This window comes from Streptomyces sp. NBC_00250, from assembly GCF_036192275.1.
Classification (GTDB): domain Bacteria; phylum Actinomycetota; class Actinomycetes; order Streptomycetales; family Streptomycetaceae; genus Streptomyces.
Genome location: NZ_CP108088.1, coordinates 5790395 through 5816936 on the forward strand (window position 1 = coordinate 5790395; position 26542 = coordinate 5816936).

Below are 26542 nucleotides of genomic sequence, written 5' to 3' on the forward strand. Positions count from 1 at the left end.
ATGAGCCCCGCACCCCCCCGCACCCGTCGCCGCGGCCTTCCCGCCACCCCCGTCCGCTCGGCCCGCCGTCTCGGCGAGGTCCGACGCGCACAGCTCATCACCACCTATGGCGTGGGCGCGATGATCGCGGTGGAGAACGAGTCCTTCCTCGTGCGCGGTATCGATTCGTGGGACATCTCGGAGGCTCCGCTGGTCCTGGAGCCGAGGTTGGCCCGGAGGCTGGGTGTCAGGGCCTTCCGCCTGCCTCCCGCGCCGGATCCCGACAAGGCGACCGACGGTGTCCGGGCCGTGCGTTTTCCGGTGATGTACTCCTGCCCCGAGTGCCGGCTTCTGCAGCCCTTCCGCAGGTTCAACTCGCCTGCGGGCAGGGCGGAGTGCTCGACCTGTCAGGAGAGTCTCGTCCCGTCCCGCTTCGTGATGGCATGCACCCGAGGTCATCTCGAGGACTTCCCCTTCTGGAAGTGGGTACATCGGGGCACCCAGCGCACGGAAGCCGGCGGCTGTGGAGGCGAACTCAGGTTCCACGCGGATGGATCGACGGCCTCACTGCGTGCTGTACGGATCAGTTGCAGCTGCGGCGCGGAGGAGGTGTCGATGGAGGGGGCGTTTCGGCGCCAAGCGCTCAAGGACCTCGGTATCCGGTGCGGCGGCCGTCGTCCGTGGCTCAAGGACGCACCGGCCGAGAGCTGCGAGGAGCCGCCCCGCACGCTTCAGCGCGGTTCCTCCTCGGTCTGGTTCCCCGTCATGCACTCCGCCCTGTCGATCCCGCCCTGGAGCGAAGGGATCGACAAGATCACCGCGCGCGTGTACGACAAGCTCAAGGACGAGGACGCCGCGTTCATCCGGCGGTACGTCCAGGTCGAGAACGTCCTCAAGCACCACCCCCAGTACACGCCCGACGAAGTCGTCGCCTGCATCGAGCGCTGGCGTACGCAGGAGGCGGTGTCACGCGACGAGACGGCAGTGCTCGGGGAGACGGGAGCGTGTGAGGAGGATGCCCGTGCCGAGCTGTACCGGGGCGAGTACGACAGTCTGTGCAAGCCGCACCCGGAGCGCACGGACGCCGGTGAGCAGGACTTCGTCTGTGAGGCTCCCGATGCCCCGATCGACCTGCTCAGGGAAGCGCACGGCCTGGAGCAGGTCATGCTGCTCAAGCGGCTGCGCGAGGTCCGCGCGCTGCAGTCGTTCCGACGGGTGGAGGAACCGAGCCCGGCGGACGGCCCGTACCGCCGCGCGCCGATCTCCCTGGCAAAGCCTGAATGGTTCCCCGCGTTCGAAGTGAGCGGCGAAGGCGTGTTCCTGCGACTCGACAACGACCGCCTCCGCGCCTGGGAGGAGCAGCCGGGCCCCCTCGCTCGGGGGCGAAGGATCCGAAACAACCACGAAGCATTGTTGCGCGAGCGCAATGCTTCATCCGACAAGCCCGTCCCCGAATCCCGGGCCACCCCCCGGTTCGTGCTTCTTCACACCCTCGCGCACATTCTGATCAACGAATGGAGTCTGGACGGTGGCTACCCGGCCGCCGCGCTCCGCGAGAGGCTCTACGCGGAGGAGGACATGGCGGGCATCCTCATCTACACCGCCACGAGCGACTCGGCTGGCAGCCTCGGTGGCATCGTGGCCCAGGGTGACCCCCGCCGGCTCGACGCCACTCTGCGCTCGGCCCTGCACCGAGCGCGTTGGTGCTCCAACGATCCCCTGTGCATGGAATCCGAGGCGAGTGGTGCGGACGGCCTCAACCTGGCCGCGTGCCATGCGTGCGTCCTGCTCCCGGAGACCAGCTGCGAGAACAACAACATCCTCCTCGACCGAGCCACCCTCATCGGTACGCCGGACCTGTCTGCCCTGGGATTCTTCAGTAGGTGAGAGCCGGGCTCGGCACCCCCTCGCGAGGCGGGGGGGCAGGGCCCTGCTTCGCTGGGCTGAGCGGAGGGTCACCTGCCGGTGAGCGGGTGGCCCTTCAGGCCACGGTGCCCGAGGGGTTCCACCGTTCGCTCCGGCTTCCAGGCCACCAGGTCCTTGACGCCCTGGTCCAGCCTGGCCGCGACCTCGTCCTCGTCCAGCTCGGGATCGAGCACGTGTCGCAGTACGTGCAGGGCGAGCCGGGGGGGTACGGCATTGCCGATCTGCTGTGACACGTCGTTGCCGTCCCAGGGGTAGGCGGCGGGGAACGTCTGCAGCACTCCTGCCTCGGCACCGTTGAAACGGGCGAGGTCGTCATCGAGGTCCTTGTCGGTGCCCTTGTGGACCACGCGGTTCCGCGACACCTTTCCGGTGATCGTGGCGGAAGGGGTGTCGTGGTCACGCCGGCCGCGAGCCTCCGGCACGCCGCCGGTGCCGTAGTTGGAGACGACGGTGAACGGGGGACGGGGGCGGACCTTGTCCGAGAACGGCCGCGCGGCCTTCAGCGCGGTCTCCATGGAGACCCACTTCTCGGGCTTCCTCCGGGTCCCGCCGTTCTCGATCTCGGAGCTCTCCAGAGGGAGGGTGTCGGTGTGGCCCGCCTTCGACGGCCCGCTGCGGGAAACGCCGCGGTGGTACGGCTCGTGGGTCTCCCTCACCTGCGGCAGAGGATCACGGCCTGCCCTGCCGAGCCGGGCGATCAGCACGGCGCGCCGTCGGGTCTGGGGAACGCCGAAGGCCTCGGTGTGCAGGAACTGCGTCGCGGTCCGGTATTCGAGGGTGTCGAGCACCGCGGCATACTCCTCCCACACCCGCATCACCGCCGGCACCTGTTCCAGGACGACGGCCTCGTAGGCCGTCGCGCCTGGCCGCCTGCTCCGCTCGATGATCCACCACAGGGGCTGCAGGACGAGTCCGGTCCGCTCGTCGCCGAGCTCCTCGAGTCTGGCCTTCAGCTTTTCGAGCACGCCGTCCAGGTCGCCGAATTCCTTGAGCAGACAGGTGAGCCCGGCATCCGGGAATTCGAGGGTCTGAGGCGCTTTGAGCTCCTTCAGGAACCGCTTCGCCTCCTCCGCCGAGTTCCCCAGTTCCTCGAGCCTCTTCCGTATGGCCTTGCGCTTCTCGGTCCTGGACTGCTCCACCGCGCGCTTCTCGGCCTTGAGAGCCCGGGCCTCGACCTCCTTGCGCCTGAGTTCCTCGTGGATCTGCCGCCAGGTACGGAAGACATGCATCCAGGCCGATAGCGGGTCAGGGGCATCAGCAGTGTTGCGCACTGCCCTGTGCAGACGATCGATGTACCGGAGCACGTCGTCCAGCGCCCTGCGGCCCGCGCCGTGCCCTGCGACGGTAAAGGTCTGGCAGGGCGGACCACCGGTCAGCACCTGGGCATGCGGAAAGAAGGCGGCACGGTACTGCCGGACGTCGCCCTGGAAGGTGTCCATGCCTGCCTTGGCGCGGGTCGCACATGCTCCGGCGTCCCACTCGATGCCGGTCACCTCGTGCCCGAGCACATGCGCAGCCACATCGAGCCCACCGGGGCCGGCGAAGAGGTCCAGGATGCGGAACTTCGCTGGTGAGGAGCGTTCCATTTCGATGTGACTCATGGGCCTGAATTCTAGCCGGCCGGCCGAGGTGCGTAGTACGCCTTGTCTACGCCCTGTGGACAGAGGGTAGAGCGGTCGCTATGGCCACACCGAGTTCCCTGCCCACCGGGCGGGGAGTGGCGTGACCGATCTACCGGTACGGGGCCGTCTTCCGCCCCGTGACCTGCCATTCCGGCAGAGACGACTGCAGGAGGGCTGCCTGGTTTACCGTGATCTTCACCATCTGCGCGAGGTCGTCCGAGCGCAGCCACAGCACACGTACTCCTCCGCCCCCGGTACCTCGTCCGCCCTCGTGACGGCGCTCTCCCATGCGTGTCCAGGGCCGCTTCGTACCGGACGGGCCGAAGTCCGCACCGTCACGATTCCTCGAGCCCTCCGACCAGCATCGGTGCCACAGACGGGCTCGTCCACCGTCGACTTTGGTGGGGTGAAGGCGCCGGACCACGGTTTCTCGAGCGCCACGAGAATGCCGAGAGGCCCGCGCTCTCCGGTTCCGACGTCAACTCGCCACCGCCAGTTTGCCGCCGACGAAGCGAAGTTGATCACTTATCCGTAGCCTGACCGTTCCCTTGGAGGCGCTTCGGGGCGGTGCGCCTCAGTCGCTCCCGGTCCACCGTCGCGTGTACTGCCGCCGCGACCTCGTCCGCCGGCATGTGCTCCCAGAAGCGCAGGACCACCCATCCCTGAGCCTTGAGATGTTCGGTCGTCTCCTCGTCGCGAGCCATGTTGCGGTCCAGCTTCTGCCTCCACCACTCGGCATTCGCCTTCGGCTGCGTGGCGTGCTCGGGGCAGCCGTGCCAGAAGCAGCCGTCGATCAGCACGGCCACCTTGACGGAAGTGAAGGCGACGTCGATCCGCCGTCGGGCCATGCCAGGCACCGGAAGCTCGACGCGGTAGCGCAGGCCGGCCGCATGGAGCAGGCGACGAACCGAGAGCTCGGCGGCGGTGTTCTTGCTGGCCTGCCTGCTCATGCGGGCCGAGACGGCGGGGGAGGACGGAACGGCTTCGGACACACCTGCATTGTGCCGGAGGTTCGCTGATCACTCCGCCCCGTGGCACTCCCCGTAACCGCGCGACGACCCGCACCAGCACTCCTCCCCCCGCGCCGGCGGCCACCCCACCGCGCGCCCTCGGGCCGCCAACGTCGTTGCGTACTGCGGGAGCAGGTCCGCGTTCGACGGACGGGTGGATTCTGAGGCGGCGAAGGCTTCGTAGGAGGGGACTGTGGCGCGGACGGTGCCTAGGTTGGGGGTGCCTGCCTGGGAGAGTTCGCGGAGGGACGCTTCGATGTCTGTCAGGTGTGCCCGGTACGTGGGGTACTCCGCCTCTAGTTCCGGGTACGCGGCCAGCAGTTCGTCCAGTTCCGGTTCCGGCCAGTGCAGGACCGCCACAGGGAACGGGCGGGACAGGGCCGTGCGGTATGTGCCCAGTTCTGAGCGGAGCCTCGCGATTTCCGCCTGGAGTTCCGCCGGGTCCTCCGAGCCCAGCGCCCACAGGCGCTTCGGGTCGTGGAGTTCGTCCAGGGGGACGGCGCCCGTGTGCAGCCGGTCCGCGAGTACGTCCTCGTCGTCGTGCGGCAGCGCCAGCATCCTGCGGATCCGGTGGCGGGTGATCACCAGCGACTGGGTCGCATGGGGGAGGTCCTCCGACTCCGCCACCAGGAGTGCCGCCGCCTCCGTCAGCATCGACTCCGCCGCCTCCAGCTCGTCGTGCGCCTCCAGCGTCTCCGCCGTGATCTCCCACGGGGCCGCCTCCGCCGGCCGCGCCCTCCGGACGCCGTCGATGATCGCCCGGGCCTCGGCCTCGTGGCCGTACTCCCACAGGTTCGCCGCCTTCAGCGCCCTGATCAGGTGCGGGTTCGCCGGCGCGGGGGACAGCAGAGAGTCGTAGAGGGCCGTGGCCGCCGGGCGGTCGCCCGCCAGTTCAAGGTGGGCCGCGGCCTGGAGGAGCAGCGGCTCCCGATCCTCCGGGTACTGCGCGGCGGTGCGCAGCAGGCGCTCGGCTTCGGTGGCGTGGGCGGAAGGCGTGTCGGGGCGCATACGCTCCACCGTACTGCTGTACGTGCCTGGAGAGTTGGCGCCTCAGCGCTTATCGTGCCCCGCGTGCGGGCCAGAGCAGGGGAGCGGGTGCCGGTCGTCGTCCAGTCGCGAGGACGGCGCCGTACGGGTGCCCGGATGCTGTGGATGTGCGCCGAGACCGTCGTCACCTGTGGCGTTGTCCTTCTGCTCCTCGTCGTCCACCAGCTCTGGTGGACCAACCAGGAGGCCCGCGCCCAGGCCCGCGAGCAAGTGCGTGTGCTTGAGCGGGAGTGGGACATCTCTCCCCCCGTTGATTCGCCCGTGGATTCCCCTGCCGGTGCATCCGCCAGTCTCCCTGTCCCTCCCTCCGTCGAGCCTTCCCTCGATGGTTCTGCGGGGGTCGGTGGGGTTCCTGGCGGTGACACCTCTCGTGCGCCGAGCCAAACCCGGCCCCCCCGCCCCCTCCTCCTCGGACGCTTTCGCCGTTCTCCGTATCCCCCGTCTCGGCCTCACCGCCCCCGTCGCCCACGGCGTCTCCAAGCGGTCCGTCCTCGACAAGGGGTACGTCGGGCACTACCCCGGCACCGCCACCCCCGGCCGGGCAGGGAACTTCGCGCTCGCCGGGCACCGGAACACCCACGGCGAGCCCTTCCGGTACCTCAACCGGCTGGCGAAGGGCGACGAGATCTCCGTACGGACCCGGGACGCCACGTACACCTACCGCGTCGACCAGATCCTGCCCCGCACCGCTCCCCGTGACGTGGGGGTCATCCGGGCCGTGCCCCGGTCGCTCGTCAAGCCCTCGTACGGGTACGAGGCTCCCGGCGCCTATCTCACCCTCACCACCTGCACCCCCGAATTCAGCAGCGCCTATCGGCTTGTGGTGTGGGCGAAGTTGGTCTCTGCGGGGTGATCTGACGCCCGTCCGCCGTCGTCTTAGTGCTGCTGGGCGGGGCTTCGTCGGTGTCGTCGTGCCAGTGCGAGGGTGAGTGCGGCGCCCGTGAGGGCCAGGGCCGCCGACACCAGGACCGCGGTGTCCGGGCCCGTTCCCGTCGTCGCGAGGGCCAGCATCAGGGCCACGCCCGCCGAGGAACCGATGTAGCGCGCCGTGTTGTTGGCGCCCGAGCCCATCGCCGCCCGCTCCGGCGGCACGGAGTCGACCGCGAGGCGCGGCAGGGCGGCGTTCAGGAGGCCGCTTCCCGCGCCCGCGACCAGGAGGCCCGACAGGAGGCGGGGCCAGGAGTCCGCCGGGCCTGCCAGCCCGCCGAGCAGGGCCAGGACCCCCGCCGCCGACAGGGCGAAACCCAGGGCCAGTTGGTACGGGGCCGAGAGCCGGCCCGCGAGCCGGCGGGCCTGCAGGGCCACCACGAACGCCGTGCCCGACCAGAGCACGAACAGCCACGCCGCGCCCAGCGGCGACATCCCGCCCCCGGCCTGGAGCAGCGCCGGCACGACGCTGAACAGGCCGATCACCGCAAGGCCCGTGAACAGCGCCCCCAGCGTCGATGCCAGGAACGCGGGCCGCCGCAGCAGCGCCAGGTCCACCATGGGCGTACGGCTCCGGTGCTCGACCGCCACGAACAGTGCCGTCAGTGCGAGGGAGGCGAGCAGGAGCAGGCCCACGTGCGGGCGCAGCCAGCCGTCCCGGCCGAGGGTGAGTGCCGTGAGCAGGGCCGCCAGGGCCAGACCGAGGGCTGTCGCGCCCGCGATGTCCGGACGCGGACGCGGCCGACGGCGGGAGCCCGACCCCGACCCCGACCCCGACCCCGAGCCCGACTCCGAGCCCGACTCCGAGCCCGACTCCGAGCCCGACCCCGAGCCCGACCCCGACCCCGACTCCGAGCCCGACTCCGAGCCCGACCCCGAGCCCGACCCCGAGCCCGACGCCGACCCCGACTCCGAGCCCGACCCCGACCGCTCCGGTGCCGCTTCGTCAGTCCTCAGCAGTCGCGACCCCGCCGCCGCGATCACGAGGGCCGCAGCGCCCAGCACCTCGTAGGCGAGGCGCCAGTCCACCAGACTCAGCACTCCCGCGAGCAGCGGGCCCAGCGCGATGCCGGCGCTGACGGACGCGCCCCAGACGCCGGTCGCCCTGATCCGGTCCCGGCCCGCCGGGTACGCGTGGGCCAGCAGGCCGAGGCTGCCTGCGAGGACCGCCGCGCTCGCCGCGCCCTGCGCGATCCGGGCCGCGGTGAAGCCGGCCGTGGAGCCCGCGAACGCGCCGAGCGCGGTGGTGACGCCGAGAGCGAGGGTGCCGAGCAGGAAGACCCGGCGGCGCCCGTGCGCGTCGGCGAGGCTGCCGGCCACCAGGAGGAGGACGGCGAGGCCGAGCGGGGTGCCGTTGAGCAGCCAGGCCTGGGCCGAGGCCGGGGTCCCGAACGCGGTGGCCATGTCGGGGAGGGTGAGCATCGGGGCCGTGTAGTTCATCAGCGCGACGGCGGTGGCCGCGGCGGTGACGGCGAGCGCGGCCCGGGGGCGGGTGCCGTGGGGCGGGGCTGAGGCGTCGGCGTCGGTGGTGGACGCGAGCTGGGGCATGGCAGGGACCTCCACCCGTCGGTTCGGTGAACGAACTCTTCAGTGAAGACTCAACGTACCAGGAAGGTTCGGTCAATGAACCTGGGTTGGGTACGATGGCCCCATGGCTCTCGGCAAGGACTACGCCCACCAGCAGTGCTCCATCGCCCGCGCCCTCGAAGTCATCGGTGAGCGCTGGACCCTTCTCGTCGTCCGCGACGCCTTCTACGGCGTCCGCCGCTACAACGACTTCCTCGTCCATCTCGGCGCCCCCCGCGCCGTCCTCGCCGCCCGCCTCCAGGCCCTCGTCGAGGCCGGCGTCCTCGACCGGCGGCGCTACCAGGAGTCGCCCCCGCGGGACGAGTACGTGCTCACCGAACGCGGGCTCGCCCTCTGGCCCGTCCTGCGGTCGCTCGGCGCCTGGGGCCGGGCCGAGGTCCCCGGAGCCGTACCGGTACGCCACTTCCACCACGCCGACTGCGGCACCGAACTCGGTCCGTACGGCGAATGCCCGGCCTGCCGCGTCCCCGTACCGCCCGCCGACGTCGAGATGCGGCCCGGCGCCGGGCTCGACCGGGACCCCGCCGACCCGGTCAGCCGCGCCCTCCTCGGCCCCCGCCGCCTCCTCGTCGCCCTGGACCACGCGAAATTCTGAACACGGCCCGAGTGCGGGAACTCCTGAGCCGCTCCGTACGTCCTCTCGATGAGAAACCGCGTGACACGGGAGAGAGGAGGTGGCCGAATGACGACCAGCAGCCTTGCTCTGCGCGTCCTCGCGCCGCTGTTCTTCCTCCTCGCCCTCGCCGACCTCCTCCTCTCCGACGGCGGTGGCGTCTCCGCCGCCGTCGCGCTCGCCGCGACCACCGTCGTCTGCGCCCTGTTCGGAGCCCGTACGGCCCCGGCCGTGCCCCGCACCGCCGTCCGTACCGCCATCCGCGACCGTGAGCGGCGCACCGCCTTCCTGCCCCAGCGCGACCCCGACGCCGCAGGGCGTCGCAGACCCCGCGCTCCCGGCCGTCCCCTCCTGACGGCCGCGTAGGGAGCCCCCGCACCACCTCACCCCGGACACGCTCACCGGGCATCCCCGCGCGGATCCGTCATGCCGAGACCCGACATCTCCCCGGCACGACGAGACCCCACGGAGGGCTCCCCTTGTCCGTCATCCTTTCCGCCTTCGGCTCCCTGGTCGAGCGGCTCGCCGACCTGCTCCAGCCGCTCTTCGCCACCACCGCCACGGCCGCCGCGATCGTCCTCTTCACGATGCTCGTACGGCTCGCGATCCATCCGCTGTCCCGGGCCTCGGCCCGTGGCCAGAAGGCGCGCACCCGGATCGCGCCGGAGCTCGCCGCGCTCCGCAAGAAGCACGCGAAGAACCCCGAGCGGCTGCGGAAGGCGGTGACGGAGCTGCACGCGCGGGAGAAGGTCTCGCCGTTCGCCGGGATCCTGCCCAGCCTGCTCCAGGCGCCCGCGTTCCTGCTCATGTACCACCTGTTCGCCGGCGACCGGATGGCCGGGCACACCCTCCTCGCCGCCCCGCTCGGCGACCACTGGGCCGACGCCCTCTCGCACGGCGGTGTCCTCGGCCCGGCCGGACGGGTCTACCTCGTCCTCTTCGCGCTCGTCGCCGCCGTCGCCACGTTCACGTACCGGCGCACGAAGGCGCAGCTCGCCGCCCAGCCCCTCGACCTGGGGCAGCCCACACCGGGTGCGGGTGCCATCGCCAAGGTGATGCCGCTGCTCTCCTTCGCCACCCTGATCACGGTCGCCGTCGTCCCCCTCGCCGCCGCCCTCTACGTCGTCACCAGCACCACCTGGACCGCCGTCGAACGGGCCCTTCTCTTCCGGGAGCGGGGCGAGAAGGAGCGGTCCGCGCCCGTTGCTACTCGCGCGTAAGGGTCCAGTGGCTGAACGGGGTCTTGCAGAGTGACCCGTTCTCTTGGAGGATCGACCAATCCTCCGATGGCCGCACTCCATCGGCCGGGGTACCTCAGGGCCCTTTCCCGGGCCCGCCTCGACCACAGGGAGAAGTCCATGAAGCTGCTGCGTGTCGGCCCGCCGGGAGCCGAGCGTCCCGCCCTGCTCGACCGGGACGGGACGCTTCGCGACCTGTCCGCGCTGGTCGACGACATCGACGGCAGTCTGCTCGCCGACGCCTCCGCCCTCGACCGGGTACGGGCGGCCGCCGGTGCCGGTGTGCTGCCCGCGCTCGACGCGACCGGGCTGCGCGTCGGCCCGCCCGTCGCCCGGATCGGCAAGGTCGTGTGCATCGGGCTGAACTACCACGGGCACGCCGCCGAGACCGGCCAGGCCACCCCCGCCGAGCCCGTCGTCTTCCTCAAGGCCGCCGACACCGTCGTCGGCCCGGACGACACCGTGCTCGTGCCGCGCGGCTCGGTGAAGACCGACTGGGAGGTGGAGCTCGCCATCGTCATCGGCCGCACCGCCCGCTACCTGGAGACCGACGAGGAGGCCCTCGCGCACGTCGCCGGGTACGCCGTCGCCCACGACGTCTCCGAGCGCGAGTTCCAGATCGAGCGCGGCGGCACCTGGGACAAGGGCAAGAACTGCGAGACCTTCAACCCCCTCGGCCCCTGGCTGGTCACCGCCGACGAAGTGCCCGACCCGCAGGCGCTCGGCCTCCGGCTCTGGGTCAACGGCGAGCTCAAGCAGGACGGGCACACCTCGGACCAGATCTTCCCGGTCGCCGAGGTCGTCCGGTACGTCAGCCGGTTCATGACCCTCTACCCGGGCGACATCATCAACACCGGCACGCCCGCGGGCGTCGCCATGGGGCAGCCGGAGCCCAAGCCGTACCTGCGCCCCGGTGACGTCGTCGAGCTGGAGGTCGACGGGCTCGGCCGGCAGCGCCAGGAGCTCAAGGGCGCCTGATCCCCGATCGGCCCTTTCCCTCGTCGACCGGTGGCTGGTCGACCGGTGGGGCAGATCGTCATGGGCGCCACCGCCGTCGGTCTCGCCCTCGGCGGCGGCGCGCTCGTGATCGTCAGCCGGCGTCGGCGGCGCCGGACGAACCGAGCAGGCGCTCCAGCGCCTCGACGACCATGGCGTGGTCCTCGGCCTGCGGCAGCCCCGAGACCGTGACCGAGCCGATCACGCCCACGCCGTCGACCGCGACCGGGAACGCGCCGCCGTGCGCAGCGAACCGGTCGGGGTCGAGGCGCGAGGACGCCTCGAAGGTCGTCCCCTTGGCGCGGAACCGGGCGCCGACCAGGAACGAGCTCACGCCGTACCGCTCGACGACCCGTCGCTTGCGGTCGATCCAGGCGTCGTTGTCCGCGCTCGACCCCGGCAGCGCGCAGTGGAAGAGCTGCTGCGGCCCGCGCCGGATGTCGATCGCCACCGGGGCCTCCCGCTCGCGCGCCATGCCGACGAGCAGGGTGCCGAGCGTCCAGGCGTCCTCGTACGTGAACCGGGGGAGGACCAGCCGTGCTTCCTGGGCCTCCAGTTCGCTCACCTCCCGGTCGTTCACAGCGCCACCGTGATTCCCTCGCGGGCGGACTTCCTCGCCGCCTCCAGGACGTCGAGCGCGGCCGCGGCCTCGTGCGCCGTCACCGGGTTCTCGCCGGTGCCGCGCAGGGCGGCGGCGACGGCCGCGTAGTACGCCGGGTAGTCGCCCGGCAGTGATTCGACCGGGGTTCCGCCGCCGGTCAGCGGCGACTCGCCGGCGCCGAGCCGGCCCGACAGCTCCTTCGGTTCCACGCCCCACACCGCGCCCGGCACGGGCCGCAGCCCCTCGCGCAGGTCGGCCTCCTGCGGGTCGAGGCCGTACTTCACGAAGCCCGCGCGCTGCCCGAGCACCCGGAAGCGGGGGCCCAACTGGGCGGTGGTGGCGCTGACGTACAGGTGCGAGCGGACGCCGTTCGCGTGGGTGAGCGCGAGGAAGGTGTCGTCGTCGGCCTCGGCGCCCGGCCGGCGCACGTCCGACTCGGCGTACACCGAGACCACCGGGCCGAAGAGGACGAGTGCCTGGTCGACGACGTGACTGCCGAGGTCGTAGAGCAGCCCGCCGATCTCCGTGGGCGCGCCGGACTCGCGCCAGCCGCCCTTGGGCAGCGGACGCCAGCGCTCGAAGCGGGACTCGAAGCGCTGGACCTCGCCGAGCTCGTTCTCGTCGAGGAGTCGGCGGAGGGTGCGGAAGTCGTTGTCCCAGCGGCGGTTCTGGAAGACGGAGAGCAGCAGGCCCCGCTCCTCCGCGAGGGCGGCGAGAGCGCGGGCCTCGGCGGCGGTGCCGGCCAGCGGCTTGTCGACGACGACCGGGAGGCCGGCCTCCAGGGCGGCCGTGGCGATCGCGACGTGCGTCTTGTTGGGGGAGGCGACGACGATCAGGTCGAGCTCGTCCGCCGCCCCGTCCTCCCACAGCTCCTCGGGGGTGGCGACGATCCGGACGCCGGGGTGGGCGGCGCGGGCCTCGGCGGCCCGCTCGGGGTTGCCGGTGGTGACCGCGGCGAGGACGAGGTCCTCGGAGGCGGCGATCAGCGGGGCGTGGAAGACGGAGCCCGCGAGGCCGTAGCCGACGAGTCCGACGCGGAGGGGGGTGCGGGGGGAGGTGCCCGTCGGGCCGGGGCCGGTGACGCCCGTGCCGGTCATGTCGGTGCCAGTCATGCATCTCACTTAAGCAACGGTGTTGCCAAAGTGCAAGCGACAGCGACAATGGGCAGGTGAAGACGGACCTGGGTGGAGTGAACGTGCCGGCGCTGCGCAGCCACAACGCGGCGCTCGTGCTCGATCTGCTGCGCACGGCGGGCGAGACCGGCATCAGCCGTCTGGAGCTCGCCGAGCGGACCGGGCTCACCCCGCAGGCCGTCAGCAAGATCACCGCACGGCTCCGGACCGAGGGCCTCGCGACGGAGGCCGGCCACCGCGCCTCCACCGGCGGCAAGCCGCGCACGGTCCTGCGGCTCGTCCCCACCGCCGGGTACGCGGTCGGCGTCCACCTCGACCGCGACGAGCTGACCACCCTCCTCACCGACCTCGCGGGCACCGCCGTCGCCCTGCGCCGGCGCGCCCTGGACCTGGGGGCGGGGGCGGGGCCGGTCATGGACACGGTCGCGGAGGAGGTCCGGGACCTCGTGGCCGAGGCGCCCGGCGCGGTCCTCGGCGCCGGGCTCGCGATGCCCGGACCGCTCGACCACCGCGCGGGCGTGCCGGGCCGGGTGACGGGCTTCCCCGAGTGGGACGGCCATCCCGTCCGGGCGGAGCTGACCCGGCGCCTCGGACTGCCCGTCGTCCTCGACAAGGACACCAACGCCGCCGCCCTCGGCCTCGCCGTCCGCCCCACCGCCCCCGGTTCCTTCGCGTACGTCCACCTCGGTACGGGTCTGGGCGCGGGGCTGGTCCTCGGCGGGGCGCCGCTCCGGGGCGACAGGACGGGCGCGGGCGAACTCGGCCACCAGACCGTCCAGCTCGACGGGCCCCCGTGCGAGTGCGGCGGGCGCGGCTGCCTGGAGGTCCTGTGTCTGGCGGCGGTCGCTCGCGGCGACCTGGCCGAGGCGGCGCGCATCCTCGGCGCGGGCGCGGCCAACCTCGTGCGCCTCCTGGACATCGACCAGGTCCTGCTCGGCGGCCGGGTGGTGCTCGCCGCGCCGGAGGTGTTCGCGACAGGGGTACGGGAGGTCCTGGCCGGGCTCGGTCTGACGGCCCCGGTGGGGGTGGCGGGGGAGCGGGACGCGGTGGCGGAAGGGGCCGCGTGGCTGATCCTCGCCCCGATCTTCGGGAAGTAGGCGGAGAGGTAAAGCGGGAAGTAGGCGGAGAGGTAAAGCCGGAAGTAGGCAGAGAGGTAGAGCGGTACGTACGACAGTAGGCCGATCGGGCGGATCGGCCGGGCCGTCCGGGGGCGGACACGGTGTCGCTGCCCGGCCGTCACCCCTGCGGCATGGCAGCGTCGCGGCCGATCCGTACGTCCGCGAGAGCAAAGGCCCGGCCCATGGCATCCGCCCCCCTGCGACCGCGCAGCGCCCGCGCCCTGACCACGGCGGCCGCGCTGGCGGCCACCGCGACGGCCCACCTGGCCCTGGCGTCCCCCGCCCTGACCGCACAGGCCCCCTCGGCGCCCTCCACGACGGCCCCCGCCCCGGCGCAGGCCGCTCCCGACATTCCCGCCCCCGATCCCCCCGCGCCCGCCTGCGGCAGCCCCTCCGGCTCCGCGTTCCCCCTCGACACCCGGATCCACGGCGGGCCCGTCGACTACCCCGCCGGCGGGCCCCTCCAGGAGTGGAAGCTCGATCTCACCAACACCACCGACGCCATCTGCTCCGGCATTCACCCCGTGCTCGTCCTCACCGACGAGCAGCGGGTGCTGCGGCCCGAGCAGATCCGGTTCGAGTTCTACGACGACGGGGCCGCGCGCTGGCGGCCCGTGGCCTTCGAGGCGACCGAACAGGCGGAGAACGTGGGCGCGTTCACCGGCTTCGACGGCTTCGTGGTGCCCGCGGGCAGGACCCTGACCGTCCCCGTACGCCTCGCCTTCCGTCCGGAGACCGCCCCCGACGAGGTCGTCGTGAACGCGGCGGTCGTGCAGCGCCGGGGCACCGACGGCGACTGGGTCGGTGAGTCCGGCGACTACCGCCTGACCGTCGGACCGGCGCACCCCGAAGCCTCCGGAGATCCCGTACCTGACACATCCGGCAGACCCGACGCGGCCACCCCCTCCCGGCCCCCGGGGACCACGCCGCGCCCGCCGGGCTCCACCACCGAGGACCCCGGAGACCGCGTACCCGCCGGTCCGAACGGCGAACTCGCCAGTACGGGGCGGGAGTCGGAGGGGTACGTCAAGCTCCTCGCCCCGTTCGCCGCCGCGCTCGTCCTCCTCGGTGCCGTCGTCGTCCGGGCCGGCCGCCGCCGTCTCCGGCACCGCTGAGCCATGGTGCGTACACCTTCCCGTTCATCCCCGTCTGCGACCATCCCCCGGTGAACTACCAGAACGCCCCCGGCACCCCCGGCGCCCCCGTCAACTCCGGCATCCCGGAGCACGGCCGCGTGCCCAAGTACTACGCCGTCAAGGCGAAACTCGCCCTGATGGTCGACGAGTTGGGAGAGGGTGGGCTGCTGCCCACCGAGCGCGACCTCGCCGTCCGGTACGAGGTGTCCCGCGAGACGGTCCGGCAGGCGCTGCGCGAACTCCTCCTGGAGGGGCGGCTGCGCCGGCAGGGCCGGGGCACGGTCGTCGCGGGCCCCAAGCTGGAACAGCCGCTCTCGCTCGCGAGCTACACGGAGGGCGTCCGCCGGCAGGGCCTCCGCCCCGGCCGCAGCCTCATCTCGCTCGACCGGTTCCCCTGCCCGGAGGCGCTCGCCCCCGAGGTCGGCACCGAACGCGGCGAGCCCGTCTGGCACATGGAACGCGTGCTGCTCGCCGACGACGAGCGGGTCGGCCTGGAGAGCACGTACGTGTCCGAGGCCCGCGCCCCGCACCTGGACACCGAGTTCGACCCGGACTCCTCCTTCTACTCCTACCTCCACGACCGCCTCGGCATCTCCTTCGGCGACGCCGACGAGCGCATCGAGACGGTGCTCGCGACCCCCCGCGAGGCCCTCCTCATCGGCACCCCGCCGGCGCTGCCGATGCTGCTGCTCCACCGCGTGTCCCGGGACACCGCCGGGCGGCCCCTGGAGCGGGTCCGCACCCTCTACCGCGGCGACCGCTTCAGCTTCACCGCCCACCTGGGGCAGCGGGGCTGATCGGGGGCCGAGCGGCGGGCCGAACGCGGAGAACCATCACGACCCACCCGCCATCTGGATCACGAGAAGGTAACGGGTCTGGTCCAAGCTTGTCGGTCCGTTCACCGTCCCGTCGCCCGTCGGCCCCGTCCGGGACACCCGCCCCCACGACCGTCGACGGCATGAAGGTGATCGTCGTAGGAGCCGGCGTGGTGGGAACCATGCACGCCTGGCACGCAGTGGAACGCGGCCATGAGGTCGTACACATCGAGCGCGAGGCCGAGGCGCGCGGAGCATCCCTCCGCAACTTCGGCCAGATCTGGGTGAGCGGACGGGCAGGTGGAGAGGAGCTCGACACCGCCCTGCGCGCCCGGGAACTCTGGGAGGGCATCGGAGCCCGGGTCCCCGGCCTCGGCTTCCGGGCCATCGGCTCCCTCACCCCCGTACGGAACGAGCTGGAACTCGCCGTCGCCGAGGCCGCCGTGGCCCGACCCGACGCCGCCGCCCGCGGCTACAAGCTGCTGACTGCCGCCGAGGCCCTCGCGGTCAACCCCGCCCTGCGCGGCGCGTTCGAAAAGGGAGGGGCCGAGGCGGCCCTCTGGTGCGAGCGGGACGCGGCCGTCGAGCCCCGCCTCGCGCAACTCGCCCTCCGCGAAGCCCTCCTGGCCACCGGGAAGTACACCTTCCTGCCGAACCGCGAGGTCAGGGACGTCGCAGGAGAGAACTCGGTCCGCGACGACCGCGGCGACATCCACAGCGGCGACGCCGTCGTCCTGTGCACCGGCGCCGCGCTCTCCGGCCTCGTCCGCGAGGTCGCCGGCGAGATACCCGTCCGCCGCGTCCGCCTCCAGATGATGCAGACCGAGCCCCTCGGCGAGCCGCTCACCACCTCCGTCGCCGACGCCGACTCCTTCCGCTACTACCCGGCCTACGCCTCCGACGCCCTGGACGCCCTCCAGGCCGGTCAGCCGCAGGACCCGACCGCCGCGGCCCACAAGATGCAGCTGCTGATGGTGCAGCGCCTCGACGGCGGGCTGACCATCGGCGACACCCACGAGTACGAGCACCCCTTCGCCTTCGACACCCTCGAAGACCCCTACGAGCACCTCACCCGCGTCGTCGAGTCCTTCCTCGGCCGCCCGCTGCCGAAGATCAAGCGCCGCTGGGCCGGGGTGTACGCGCAGTGCGTCGACACCAGCCGGGTCGTCCACCGCCAGCGGGTCCGCGACGGCGTGTGGCTGGTGACCGGGCCCGGCGGCCGCGGCATGACCTGCTCGCCCGCCATCGCCGAGACCACCGCGAACGAACTGGGCTGGTGAACACCGTGACAGAGAACCCCAAGCACCACCTCGTCGTCCTGGACATGGCCGGCACCACCGTCGCCGACGGCGGCCTCGTCGAGCAGGCCTTCACCGCCGCCGCCGAGCGCCTCGGCGAAGACCCGGCCACGATGATCGACTACGTCCGCGCCACCATGGGCGAGTCCAAGATCTCCGTCTTCCGCCACCTCTTCGGCGGCGACGAGACCCGCGCCCAGCAGGCCAACCTCGCCTTCGAGGCGGCGTACGGAGAGCTGGTCTCCGGCGGCCGGATCGCCCCGATCCCCGGCGCGGCCGAGGCGATCGCCGAGCTGAAGGCCCAGGGCCGGACGGTGGTCCTCACCACCGGATTCGCCAGGGTCACCCAGGACGCCATCCTCGACGCGCTCGGCTGGCGGGACCTGGTCGAGCTGACCCTCTGCCCGGCGGACGCCGGCGGCCGGGGGCGCCCGTACCCGGACATGGTCCTCGCGGCCCTCCTCCGTACGGGAGCCGTGGACGACGTGCGACAGCTCGTGGTCGCGGGCGACACCTCGTACGACATGCTCAGCGGGGTCCGCTCGGGCGCCGGGATCGTCGCGGGCGTCCTGACGGGCGCGCACGACGAGGCGGCGCTCAAGGAGCACGGCGCGACACACGTCCTCGCCTCGATCGCCGAACTCCCCGCGCTGATCGGGGAGTCGGACGCATGACCAGCGGCATCCGCTTCGACGCCGTGTCCGTCGCGTACGGCGGCACCACCGTCCTCGACCGGCTCGACCTCACCGTCGAGCCCGGCGAGGTCATGGCCCTCCTCGGGCCCTCCGGCTCCGGCAAGACCACCGCGCTGCGGGCCGTCGCCGGGTTCGTGCGGCCGGCCTCCGGGCGGGTGCTCATCGGCGACCGTGACGTCACCGGCCTCCCGCCGTACAAGCGGGGGATCGGGATGGTCGTCCAGCAGTACGCCCTCTTCCCGCACCTGCGGGTCGAGGCCAACGTCGCCTTCGGCCTCAAGGCCCGGAAGGCGCCGAAGAGCGAGATCCCCGGCCGGGTCGCCGAGGCCCTGGAGATGACCGGCATGGCGGCCTACGCCCACCGGTACCCCCGGGAGCTCTCCGGCGGCCAGCAGCAGCGCGTCGCCATCGCCCGCGCGCTCGCGATCCGGCCCAAGGTCCTCCTCCTCGACGAGCCGCTCTCCGCGCTCGACGCCCAGCTACGCTCCGGGATGCTGGCCGAACTGGCCCGCCTCCACCGCGAATTGCCGGACGTGTCGATCCTGTACGTCACCCACGACCAGGTCGAGGCACTGACCCTCGCGGACCGGATCGCCGTCATGGACAAGGCCCGGCTCCAGGACTGCGGCACCCCGCAGGACCTGTACCGCAGGCCCCGCACGGAGTTCACGGCCTCGTTCGTCGGCAACGCGAACCTGCTGCCGGTGACGGTCGGCACGGACGGCGTCGTCCTCGACGGGACCGAGCTGAAGGTCGCGGTCTCCGGGGCGGCCCGGGGGTCGGGCGCCACCCTCTGCGTCCGGCCGCACCTGGTCGGCCTCGGCGACGGCCCGAACGCGCTGCGGGGCCGTATCGCCGAGGTCCAGTGGCGGGGCTCCACTCACCGGCTGTACGTGGAGGTGGGCGGGCACCGGGTGAAGGCGGACGTACGGGAGCTGCGGGAGACGCCGCTTCTCGGGGCCGAGGTCACGCTTCACTTCGCGCCCGAGGACGCGGTGCTGCTCGGGGCGGGGGTGTCCGATGGGTAGCCCCGGGAGCGGGTTCAAGGAACGGCACCCCGCACCGGGTGTCGTGCCCACCCTCCCCCAGACTTCGTCCGGGGGGACTCTCACCGCCCCTGCGGAACGTATGCCCACAACGGTGGCGATCCCTCGTTGGGTCTGGGCGCTTCCGCCCCTCGCCGTGCTCGCCGTCGTCTTCCTCTATCCGCTCGCGCTCGTCGTCCAGGAGTCCCTGGCCCCCGGCGCCTACGGTGACGTCTTCGCCTCCGCGTCCTTCCGGGACGCCCTCGTCACCACCGTGTGGCTCGCCGTCGCCGCCACCGTCGGATGTCTGGTCCTCGGCTTCGTGCTCGCGGTCGTGATCGCGTTCGTGCCGTTCCCCGGCGGGAAGGCGGTGTCGAAGTTCATCGACGTCTTCCTCTCCTTCCCGTCCTTCCTGATCACCCTCGCCCTGCTGTTCCTCTACGGCACGGTCGGCATGGCCAACGGCGTCTGGACGGACGTCACCGGGGACCCCTCCGGCCCCTTCCGGTTCCTCACCACCCCGTGGGGCGTCCTCCTCGCCGAGATCACGTACTTCACCCCGTTCGTGATGCGGCCGCTGCTCGCCGCCTTCTCGCAGATGGAGACGGCCCAGCTGGAGGTGGCCTCCTCGCTCGGCGCCCGGCCGCTGCGGATCGTCCGGCAGGTGATCCTGCCCGAGGCGCTGCCCGCGCTGGCCGCCGGCGGAAGCCTCGTCCTCGTCATGTGCCTCAACGAGTTCGGGATCGTCCTCTTCACCGGCGCCAAGGGCGTCACGACCCTCCCGATGCTCGTCTACAGCAAGGCGATCCTCGAATCCGACTACGCCGCCGCCTGCGTCGTCGCCGTCGTCAACGTCGCGCTCTCCGTGGGCCTCTACGTCCTCTACCGGGGGGTGAGCCGCCGTGCTGGTGCATAGCCGTACGGGCAGGTGGACGGCCTGGGTCACGTTCGCCGTCCTCTTCGTCCCGCTCTTCGCCCTCCCCCTCCTCGTCATCGTCGCCGCCTCGTTCGCCACGAACTGGTCCGGCGCCTTCCCCTCCGGGCCGACCACCGAGCACTACGCGGCGGCCGTCCGCGGCGAGTCCCTCCAGGCCCTCACCACCAGCCTGGTCACCGCCGTCACCGCGAGCCTGATCGCCCTGACCGTCGGCACCTGGGCCGCGCTCGCCGGGGCCGCCCTCGGCAAGAAGGGCAAGAGGATCCTCGACGCCCTGTTCATGCTGCCGGTCGCCGTGCCGTCCGTGGTCGTCGGCCTCGCCGTCCTCGTCGCGTTCTCGCAGCCGCCGGTACTCCTCAACGGCACCCGCTGGATCGTGATCCTCGCGCACACCGTGCTCGTCACGGCGTTCGCCCACCAGTCGGTCTCGGCCGCGATCCAGCGGCTCGACCCGATGTACGAGCAGGCGGCGGCCAGCCTCGGCGCCCGCCCCGCGTACGTGCTCCTACGAGTGAGGCTGCCGCTCCTGCTGCCGTCCCTGAACGCGGCCGCCGGGCTCTGCTTCGCCCTGTCCATGGGTGAGCTGAGCGCCACGATGATGCTCTACCCGCCGGACTGGCTGCCGCTTCCGGTGCTCATCTTCACGGCCACCGACCGCGGCTCCCTCTTCACCGGCTCGGCGCTCGCCGTCGTCCTCATGGCCACGACGCTGCTCGCCCTGCTCGCCGTCTCCCGCATCCGTACCAAGGCTTCCTACCGCTAGATCCGCCCTCCCCCGACCTTCCTCCCCGACCCTCCCCTCCGGCCTTCCTCCCCGAGCTTCCTTCCGCTCAAGATCTTCAGGAGAAAACGACGTTATGCGTACGTACGCCAAGCCGATCGCCGCCGTCACCGGCTCCCTCGTCCTCGCCGCGGGCCTCACCGCCTGCGGTGGTTCCTCCGCCGCCTCCGACGAGAAGATCGTCACCGTCTACAGCGCCGACGGCCTCAAGGGCGAGGCGGGCGACGGCTGGTACGACAAGGTCTTCGCCGACTTCGAGAAGAAGACCGGCATCAAGGTCAAGTACGTCGAGGGCGGCTCCGGGGAGATGGTGCAGCGCGCCCTCCGCGAGAAGAGCAACACCCAGGCGGACGTCATCGTGACCCTGCCGCCCTTCATCCAGCAGGCCGGCTCCAAGGGCCTGCTCCAGGCCTACACCCCGCAGGGAGCCGACCAGGTCGACGGCGGCGACAAGGCGAGCGACGGCACCTGGACCTCCGTCGTCAACAACTACTTCGGCTTCATCCACAACAAGAAGGAGCTGCCGGCCGCCCCGAAGACCTGGGAGGAGCTGCTGGACGGCAAGTTCAAGGACAAGCTCCAGTACTCCACCCCCGGTGTCGCGGGCGACGGCACCGCCGTCCTCATCAAGGCGATGCACGACTTCGGCGGCCAGGAGCCGGCCCTGGAGTACCTGAAAAAGCTCCAGGCCAACAACGTCGGCCCGTCCTCCTCCACCTCCAAGCTCGCCCCCAAGGTGGACAAGGGCGAACTCCTCGTCGCCAACGGCGATGTGCAGATGAACTTCGCCCAGTCCAAGTCCATGCCGAACCTCGGCATCTGGTTCCCGGCCCAGGGCGCCGGCAAGCCCACCACCTTCGCCCTGCCCTACGCGGCGGGCCTGGTGAACAAGGCCCCGCACACCGAGAACGGGAAGAAGCTCCTCGACTTCATGCTGAGCGAGGGCGCCCAGCGCGAGGTCAGCGCGATCGGCGGCGGCTTCCCGGCCCGCAAGGACGTCAAGGCCACCGACGCCAACGCCATCGAACTGGCCAAGCTGATGGAAGGCGTCGAGATCTTCGAGCCGGACTGGGCCGACGTCGACAAGAACCTCAAGACGTACGTCGACGCATGGAAGTCGGCGACCGGTAGCTGACACGTCGCCTCTGCGCACCAAGAGTTCACCGTACGACCCTGGAAGGCCTCCGCTGATAGCGGAAAGATAACGGGTACGGACCAACGCCCCTGAGAAATCAGGGGCGTTGCCATGCCCAGACACCTTCCACGGACTTCCACGGAGGACTCCGACATGCCGATCTCCGGCATCTCCCGCCGCACCGTGCTCGCCGCCGCCGGTGCCACCGCGGCCGTCGCCGCCACCGGACTCGCCACCGCCCCCGCCGCCCGGGCGGCCTCGCCCGCGCTTCCCGACGGCACCAGCAAGGACAAGGTGCTCGTCGTCGGCATGGACGGCCTGCGCTACGACCGGATCGACGCCGCCAAGGCCCCGAACCTCAAGTCCCTGATGGCGAACGGCACCTTCGGGCGCTCCCTGCTCTACGCCAACCCGATGGCCGCGACCTCCTCCGGCCCCGGCTGGTCCACCATCTCCACCGGCGTCTGGCCCGACAAGCACGGCGTCAAGGACAACACCTTCACCGGCAAGAACTACGGCCAGTACCCCGGCTTCCTGGCCCGACTGCACCAGGTCCGCCCCGAGCTCTCGCTCTTCGCCGCCGTCGACTGGCCCGAGCTCGACACCCACGGCACCGTCACCCCCGGCGCCGACGCCAAGCTCGTCTACAACAACGACTACGCCGTCAACGACCTCGTGATCACCGACATCACCGAGGACGTCCTCCGCAACCAGAACCCCGACGTCCTCTTCGTCTACTTCGGCGAGACCGACGAGATCGGCCACAACCACGGCGCCGCCAGCCCCAAGTACACCGACGCCATCGACGTCCAGGACGGCTACCTCGGCCGGCTGCTCACCGCGATCAAGGCCCGCCCCGCGTACGCCACCGAGCGCTGGACGGTCATCGTCACCACCGACCACGGCCACACCGACGGCGGCGGCCACGGCGGCTCCTCCATCGAGGAGCGGCGCACCTTCGTCCTCGCCCAGGGCCCCGGCATCGCCGCCGGCGCCCGCCCCATCGACACCCGGCTCGTCGACGTCGCCGCCACCGTCTTCCACCAGCTCGGCATCACCCCCGCCGCGTCCTGGGGCCTCGACGGCAAGCCGATCCAGCAGCGCTCCACCGACCCCTTCGACAGCCTCTACGGGTCGCTGACGGGCCGCGTCGACGAGACCGGCATCCCCGCCGGGGTCCTCGGCTTCACCCACAGCGCGCCCAGCGGCTGGTCCGTCATCAACAACGCCATGGGCACCGGCGGCATGGCCGAGTGGCGCGGCTGGTCCTTCGCCACCGACGAGTTCTGGTCCCGCTCCCAGCGCGACCAGTCCCGCGAGCTCAACGTCCGCGCCCGGGGCGTCTTCGCCGTCGCCGACTCCGACGAGTGGGCGGACAAGGCGTTCTCGGGGACGTACGACTCGACACTGGTCACCCCGGCGTACAGCGTCTCGGGCACGACCCGGGTCACCCTGGACTACACGACCTTCTACCGCCAGGAGGGTGGCCAGACCGCGCAGGTCCAGGCCGTCTTCAACGGCGGCACCCCGACCGTCGTGAAGAGCCACACCGCCGACGTGATCTCCCAGCCCCAGTCCCTCACGGTCGCCGTCCCGGCCGGCGCGTCCAGCGTGAGCTTCCGCTTCCGCTACACCGGTTCCAACAACTGGTACTGGGTGATCGACGGGGTCAAGGTCACGGCTTCCTGATATCGGCGGGGTCGAGATCACGGCTTCCTGATTAGGCTGGGGGCGTCGCCACAGCGCTGTCGCGGCGCCCCCAGCACACCGCACGTTTGTACGGCAGGAGTCCCGCACCCATGGCAGAGCGCAAGCCGATCGAATCCTGGCTGACCGACATGGACGGCGTCCTCATCCACGAGGGCGTGCCGATCCCCGGCGCCGACGCGTTCATCAGGAAGCTGCGGGAGACCGGGAAGCCCTTCCTGGTCCTCACCAACAACTCGATCTACACGGCTCGCGACCTGCACGCCCGCCTCGCCCGGATGGGCCTCGAAGTCCCCGTCGAGAACATCTGGACCTCGGCCCTCGCCACCGCCAAGTTCCTCGACGACCAGCGCCCCGGCGGCACCGCGTACGTCATCGGCGAGGCCGGCCTGACCACCGCGCTGCACGACATCGGCTACGTCCTCACCGACCACGACCCGGACTACGTGGTGCTCGGCGAGACCCGTACGTACTCCTTCGAGGCGATGACCAAGGCCGTACGCCTCATCAACGCCGGCGCCCGCTTCATCTGCACCAACCCCGACGAGACCGGCCCCTCCCTCGAAGGCCCGCTCCCGGCCACCGGCTCCGTCGCCGCGCTCATCACGAAGGCCACCGGCAAGGACCCGTACTTCGCCGGGAAGCCGAACCCGCTCATGATGCGCACCGGCCTGAACGCCATCGGCGCCCACTCCGAGACGAGCGCCATGATCGGCGACCGGATGGACACGGACATCCTGGCGGGCCTGGAGGCGGGCATGCAGACCTTCCTGGTGCTGACCGGACTGACGTCGGAGGCGGAGATCGACCGCTTCCCGTTCCGCCCGTCCAAGATCGTCAAGTCGATCGCGGACATCGTCGACCGCGTGTAGGGGCGCCGTTCGCCGCCCCTGCGGATGCGGAAAGCCCCGATCCGGGTGACCCTGCCAGTATCAGGAGGTCACGATGCGTTCAGGTTCCATTGCTCTCCGTGCCGCAGGGGCGGCCCTGGCACTCGTACTGGCACCCGCGGCCGGTAGTGCTTACGCCGACGACGGGGTGAAGGTCACCGTCACCCCGTCCACCGCCTCGCCCGGCGCCGACGTCGACGTCCGCGTCCAGGGCTGCAAGGGCACGAGGGGTACCGCGAAGTCCGAGGCGTTCGTCGCCGACGCGGAACTCACCGGCCGGGACGGCGGGGGCGCCCCGCTGTTCGGCGACACCACGATCAAGACCCGTCTCGACAACGGCACGTACAAGGTCAGCGTGACCTGCGACGGCCACGACCACCGGGGCGTCGGCACCGTGCACGTCCAGCGCCAGAAGCCGACGCACAAGCCGACGCACGAGCCGACCCATAAGCCGACGCACGAGCCGACCCACCACCCGAGCCCGATCGCGCCGGTCCGCGCCGGCGGTGGCGGCACCGCCGCCTTCGCCGCCCCGGCCGCCCCCGGCGTCGCCCAGACCACCAGTGAGAGCGGCCTCGGCACCCCGTACACCCTGCTCGGCCTCGGCCTGGCGGCCATCGCAGCCGTCGCGGTCGCCTTCCGCAGCTCCCGCCGCCGCGGTACGGACACGGGCGCGGGGTCGGGTACGGAATGACGGCGCCGTCCGGCTCCCGCCCGGCGGGCACCGGGCGACTCGTCACCGGTGTGGCCTGGGCGCTGCTGCTGCTCGGGCTCTGGCTCTGGGGCCGCGAGGTCACCGAGGGCCCCGGCGGCAGCTCGGCGCCGACCACCGGCGACATCGCCGCGGTCGGCCGCCCGCTCGGTGTCGCGCTGCCCCCGGCCAGGGACCCGCTCGCACCCGTCGAACCCCGACGGGTGGAGATCCCCTCCCTCGGCATCACCGCCCCCGTGGTGGCACGCGGCCTGGACGGCACGGGCGCGATCGACCCGCCGCCCTACGAGATGCCCCACACGGTCGGCTGGTTCGGCTCCGGCACCCGACCGGGCGCCGCGGGCCCGGCCCTGCTCGTCGGCCACGTCGACACCGACACCCGCCCGGCGGTCTTCTACGGCCTGAGCGCGGCCCGCCCCGGCGCCAAGGTCCGCGTCACCCGTACGGACGGATCGGTCGCCGAGTTCACGGTCGACGACGTCCAGGTCTACCCCCGGGAAGACTTCGACGCGCGCAAGGTCTACGGCGCGAGGGATCCCCACCGGGCGGAACTCCGCCTGATCACCTGCGGCGGCACGTTCGACCGCACGTCCAACGCCTACACGGCCAACGTGGTCGTCTCGGCCTACCTGACAGCAGCAACCGGCTCCTAGCACCCCCGCCGCATTCGGCCGCCCCGACGTTTGCCCGGTCACGGTCACGGCCGACCCGGCGGGCGCCCCGTCTCCCACCCCCACCCGCGGCGGTGGGGGCGAGGGCCGGTGGGCGTGCCCACACAGCGGGCGGGCGCGGGCGCGGCCCGCGCGGAGGGCGTGGCGGACCTGGCCCCGGTCGGCGGTGCGCGTCCCGCGGTCGCCGCCGACCGGGCCGGTCCTCGACCGCGGGGCGCGCAGGCGCGGGAGGGGCCCGGTGCCACCGCGGGAGGTCGAGGTTCCGGACACTGTGGAGGTCCTGCCGCGCCCGGCCCAGAGGGCGACCGCCCCGCACATGCCCGAGAGGCTCGCACGCCCCCACGTCCGACCACGTCCGACCACGTCCGACGAGGTCCGACGACGTGCGGAGCCGGGTTCAAGCCCCCGGCCGTCGCCTTCCTGATCCTCGAAGAACGCCTCCGACTTCCGGACGGCCGAGGCGGGCACCGCGCACGGCACACCCGCCCGGCGATCCGTCGACCGAGCCGCCGACCCGACCCAGCCGCCGACCCGGTCGCGCCGGGGACCCGTTGGCGGCGGCGTGCAGGGGCGGCCCGAGGTCGGGGGAGCGGTTCGACCCGTACGCTCGGGAACTCGGCCGCGACGCAGGGTAGTTCACGCGCCGAAGCCGGTCGGAGAACGACCAAGACCCCCTCACCATCGGTGAGGGGGTCTTGACTCTGCGTGCGCCGCCAGGGACTCGAACCCCGGACCCGCTGATTAAGAGTCAGCTGCTCTAACCAACTGAGCTAGCGGCGCCTGCTGACAGAGAGAACTCTACCCGACGTGCGGGTGTGCTCCTGACCAATAACGGTCGCCTCCGGCCTGTCGGATGGTCGTATCAGGCCTTCGATCCGTCAAAATGCGATTTGTCCAGACAGTTGAGACACTGACGCCCGAAACCAAGGCTCAAAAGATCTTG

24 protein-coding genes, 1 tRNA gene and 1 pseudogene are annotated in these 26542 nt (G+C 72.0%); 19 read left to right on the forward strand and 7 right to left on the reverse strand.

Annotation, left to right across the window (positions count from 1 at the left end):
• Nucleotides 1-1866 (forward strand): DUF1998 domain-containing protein, encoded by a 1866-nt coding sequence (locus OG259_RS26270; protein ID WP_328944494.1) that lies wholly within the window; start codon nt 1-3, stop codon nt 1864-1866.
• A 68-nt stretch (nt 1867-1934) separates the two neighbouring features.
• Here OG259_RS26270 and OG259_RS26275 read toward each other — a convergent pair whose 3' ends face one another.
• From OG259_RS26275 to OG259_RS26285, 3 genes are all read right to left on the reverse strand, one after another.
• Nucleotides 1935-3506 carry a DNA cytosine methyltransferase gene (locus OG259_RS26275; RefSeq protein WP_328944495.1) on the reverse strand — a complete coding sequence of 524 codons (1572 nt, stop codon included), beginning with the start codon at nt 3504-3506 and terminating at the stop codon, nt 1935-1937.
• Between the two features lie 542 nt (nt 3507-4048).
• Entirely contained in the window at nt 4049-4477 is a 429-nt protein-coding gene (locus OG259_RS26280; RefSeq protein ID WP_328947179.1) for a very short patch repair endonuclease, read from the reverse strand.
• A gap of 69 nt (nt 4478-4546) precedes the next feature.
• Complete coding sequence (locus tag OG259_RS26285) at nt 4547-5545, reverse strand: SEC-C domain-containing protein (RefSeq protein ID WP_328944496.1); 999 nt, start codon at nt 5543-5545, stop codon at nt 4547-4549.
• A gap of 135 nt (nt 5546-5680) precedes the next feature.
• Between OG259_RS26285 and OG259_RS26290 the strand changes: the two are divergent.
• Nucleotides 5681-6437, forward strand: a pseudogene (locus OG259_RS26290) (class E sortase).
• A 23-nt stretch (nt 6438-6460) separates the two neighbouring features.
• Here OG259_RS26290 and OG259_RS26295 read toward each other — a convergent pair.
• Nucleotides 6461-8059, reverse strand: a complete 1599-nt coding sequence (locus tag OG259_RS26295; protein ID WP_328944497.1) for an MFS transporter — start codon at nt 8057-8059, stop codon at nt 6461-6463.
• Nucleotides 8060-8162: 103 nt separating this feature from the next.
• Here OG259_RS26295 and OG259_RS26300 point away from each other — a divergent pair, with 103 nt between their 5' ends.
• The 4 genes from OG259_RS26300 (at nt 8163) to OG259_RS26315 (ending at nt 10927) form a co-directional block, all read left to right on the forward strand.
• Complete coding sequence (locus tag OG259_RS26300) at nt 8163-8693, forward strand: winged helix-turn-helix transcriptional regulator (RefSeq protein WP_328944498.1); 531 nt, start codon at nt 8163-8165, stop codon at nt 8691-8693.
• 87 nt (nt 8694-8780) lie between these two features.
• Nucleotides 8781-9077 (forward strand): DUF6412 domain-containing protein, encoded by a 297-nt coding sequence (locus OG259_RS26305; protein ID WP_328944499.1) that lies wholly within the window; start codon nt 8781-8783, stop codon nt 9075-9077.
• A gap of 113 nt (nt 9078-9190) precedes the next feature.
• Nucleotides 9191-9931, forward strand: coding sequence for a YidC/Oxa1 family membrane protein insertase (locus OG259_RS26310; protein WP_328944500.1), 741 nt, complete (start codon nt 9191-9193; stop codon nt 9929-9931).
• A gap of 138 nt (nt 9932-10069) precedes the next feature.
• Nucleotides 10070-10927 carry a fumarylacetoacetate hydrolase family protein gene (locus tag OG259_RS26315; RefSeq protein WP_328944501.1) on the forward strand — a complete coding sequence of 286 codons (858 nt, stop codon included), beginning with the start codon at nt 10070-10072 and terminating at the stop codon, nt 10925-10927.
• Nucleotides 10928-11039: 112 nt separating this feature from the next.
• On the opposite strand, the gene OG259_RS26320 is transcribed toward OG259_RS26315, so the two are convergent.
• Nucleotides 11040-11525, reverse strand: coding sequence for a heme-degrading domain-containing protein (locus OG259_RS26320; RefSeq protein WP_328944502.1), 486 nt, complete (start codon nt 11523-11525; stop codon nt 11040-11042).
• Nucleotides 11522-12643 (reverse strand): Gfo/Idh/MocA family protein, encoded by a 1122-nt coding sequence (locus tag OG259_RS26325; RefSeq protein WP_328947180.1) that lies wholly within the window; start codon nt 12641-12643, stop codon nt 11522-11524. The genes OG259_RS26320 and OG259_RS26325 overlap by 4 nt, the downstream gene beginning before the upstream one ends.
• 71 nt (nt 12644-12714) lie before the next feature.
• Between OG259_RS26325 and OG259_RS26330 the strand changes: the two genes are divergently transcribed.
• The 13 genes from OG259_RS26330 (at nt 12715) to OG259_RS26390 (ending at nt 25581) form a co-directional block, all read left to right on the forward strand.
• Entirely contained in the window at nt 12715-13776 is a 1062-nt protein-coding gene (locus OG259_RS26330; protein WP_328944503.1) for an ROK family transcriptional regulator, read from the forward strand.
• Nucleotides 13777-13979: 203 nt separating this feature from the next.
• Nucleotides 13980-14912, forward strand: a complete 933-nt coding sequence (locus OG259_RS26335) for a hypothetical protein (protein ID WP_328944504.1) — start codon at nt 13980-13982, stop codon at nt 14910-14912.
• A 50-nt stretch (nt 14913-14962) separates the two neighbouring features.
• Nucleotides 14963-15730: a GntR family transcriptional regulator gene (locus tag OG259_RS26340; protein ID WP_328944505.1), complete on the forward strand. Its 768-nt coding sequence runs from the start codon at nt 14963-14965 to the stop codon at nt 15728-15730.
• A 161-nt stretch (nt 15731-15891) separates the two neighbouring features.
• Nucleotides 15892-17028 (forward strand): TIGR03364 family FAD-dependent oxidoreductase, encoded by a 1137-nt coding sequence (locus OG259_RS26345; RefSeq protein ID WP_328944506.1) that lies wholly within the window; start codon nt 15892-15894, stop codon nt 17026-17028.
• On the forward strand, nt 17025-17720 hold the full coding sequence (locus tag OG259_RS26350; RefSeq protein WP_328944507.1) for a phosphonatase-like hydrolase: 696 nt from the start codon (nt 17025-17027) through the stop codon (nt 17718-17720). Before OG259_RS26345 ends, OG259_RS26350 begins: the two co-directional genes overlap by 4 nt.
• Nucleotides 17717-18769 carry an ABC transporter ATP-binding protein gene (locus tag OG259_RS26355; RefSeq protein ID WP_328944508.1) on the forward strand — a complete coding sequence of 351 codons (1053 nt, stop codon included), beginning with the start codon at nt 17717-17719 and terminating at the stop codon, nt 18767-18769. The genes OG259_RS26350 and OG259_RS26355 overlap by 4 nt, the downstream gene beginning before the upstream one ends.
• 100 nt (nt 18770-18869) lie before the next feature.
• On the forward strand, nt 18870-19682 hold the full coding sequence (locus OG259_RS26360; protein WP_328944509.1) for a 2-aminoethylphosphonate ABC transporter permease subunit: 813 nt from the start codon (nt 18870-18872) through the stop codon (nt 19680-19682).
• The gene (locus OG259_RS26365) at nt 19669-20466 is read left to right on the forward strand and encodes an ABC transporter permease (RefSeq protein WP_328944510.1); all 798 of its coding nucleotides are present in this window, start codon (nt 19669-19671) and stop codon (nt 20464-20466) included. Before OG259_RS26360 ends, OG259_RS26365 begins: the two co-directional genes overlap by 14 nt.
• Before the next feature lie 94 nt (nt 20467-20560).
• Entirely contained in the window at nt 20561-21619 is a 1059-nt protein-coding gene (locus OG259_RS26370) for a 2-aminoethylphosphonate ABC transporter substrate-binding protein (protein ID WP_328944511.1), read from the forward strand.
• A 153-nt stretch (nt 21620-21772) separates the two neighbouring features.
• Nucleotides 21773-23308, forward strand: coding sequence for an alkaline phosphatase family protein (locus OG259_RS26375; protein ID WP_328944512.1), 1536 nt, complete (start codon nt 21773-21775; stop codon nt 23306-23308).
• A 110-nt stretch (nt 23309-23418) separates the two neighbouring features.
• Nucleotides 23419-24198, forward strand: a complete 780-nt coding sequence (locus OG259_RS26380; protein WP_266892210.1) for an HAD-IIA family hydrolase — start codon at nt 23419-23421, stop codon at nt 24196-24198.
• Nucleotides 24199-24271: 73 nt separating this feature from the next.
• Complete coding sequence (locus OG259_RS26385) at nt 24272-24910, forward strand: hypothetical protein (RefSeq protein ID WP_328944513.1); 639 nt, start codon at nt 24272-24274, stop codon at nt 24908-24910.
• On the forward strand, nt 24907-25581 hold the full coding sequence (locus OG259_RS26390) for a class F sortase (RefSeq protein WP_328944514.1): 675 nt from the start codon (nt 24907-24909) through the stop codon (nt 25579-25581). The genes OG259_RS26385 and OG259_RS26390 overlap by 4 nt, the downstream gene beginning before the upstream one ends.
• A 724-nt stretch (nt 25582-26305) precedes the next feature.
• Here OG259_RS26390 and OG259_RS26395 read toward each other — a convergent pair.
• Nucleotides 26306-26379, reverse strand: a tRNA-Lys gene (locus OG259_RS26395).
• Nucleotides 26380-26542 lie beyond the last annotated feature (163 nt).

Coding starts and splice junctions, on each gene's coding strand:
- OG259_RS26270 (WP_328944494.1), top strand. CDS start 1: ATGAGCCCCGCACCCCCCCGCACCCGTCGCCGCGGCCTTCCCGCCACC.
- OG259_RS26275 (WP_328944495.1), bottom strand. CDS start 3,506: ATGAGTCACATCGAAATGGAACGCTCCTCACCAGCGAAGTTCCGCATC.
- OG259_RS26280 (WP_328947179.1), bottom strand. CDS start 4,477: ATGAGCAGGCAGGCCAGCAAGAACACCGCCGCCGAGCTCTCGGTTCGT.
- OG259_RS26285 (WP_328944496.1), bottom strand. CDS start 5,545: ATGCGCCCCGACACGCCTTCCGCCCACGCCACCGAAGCCGAGCGCCTG.
- OG259_RS26295 (WP_328944497.1), bottom strand. CDS start 8,059: ATGCCCCAGCTCGCGTCCACCACCGACGCCGACGCCTCAGCCCCGCCC.
- OG259_RS26300 (WP_328944498.1), top strand. CDS start 8,163: ATGGCTCTCGGCAAGGACTACGCCCACCAGCAGTGCTCCATCGCCCGC.
- OG259_RS26305 (WP_328944499.1), top strand. CDS start 8,781: ATGACGACCAGCAGCCTTGCTCTGCGCGTCCTCGCGCCGCTGTTCTTC.
- OG259_RS26315 (WP_328944501.1), top strand. CDS start 10,070: ATGAAGCTGCTGCGTGTCGGCCCGCCGGGAGCCGAGCGTCCCGCCCTG.
- OG259_RS26325 (WP_328947180.1), bottom strand. CDS start 12,643: ATGACCGGCACGGGCGTCACCGGCCCCGGCCCGACGGGCACCTCCCCC.
- OG259_RS26335 (WP_328944504.1), top strand. CDS start 13,980: ATGGCATCCGCCCCCCTGCGACCGCGCAGCGCCCGCGCCCTGACCACG.
- OG259_RS26345 (WP_328944506.1), top strand. CDS start 15,892: ATGAAGGTGATCGTCGTAGGAGCCGGCGTGGTGGGAACCATGCACGCC.
- OG259_RS26355 (WP_328944508.1), top strand. CDS start 17,717: ATGACCAGCGGCATCCGCTTCGACGCCGTGTCCGTCGCGTACGGCGGC.
- OG259_RS26360 (WP_328944509.1), top strand. CDS start 18,870: ATGCCCACAACGGTGGCGATCCCTCGTTGGGTCTGGGCGCTTCCGCCC.
- OG259_RS26370 (WP_328944511.1), top strand. CDS start 20,561: ATGCGTACGTACGCCAAGCCGATCGCCGCCGTCACCGGCTCCCTCGTC.
- OG259_RS26375 (WP_328944512.1), top strand. CDS start 21,773: ATGCCGATCTCCGGCATCTCCCGCCGCACCGTGCTCGCCGCCGCCGGT.
- OG259_RS26380 (WP_266892210.1), top strand. CDS start 23,419: ATGGCAGAGCGCAAGCCGATCGAATCCTGGCTGACCGACATGGACGGC.
- OG259_RS26385 (WP_328944513.1), top strand. CDS start 24,272: ATGCGTTCAGGTTCCATTGCTCTCCGTGCCGCAGGGGCGGCCCTGGCA.
- OG259_RS26390 (WP_328944514.1), top strand. CDS start 24,907: ATGACGGCGCCGTCCGGCTCCCGCCCGGCGGGCACCGGGCGACTCGTC.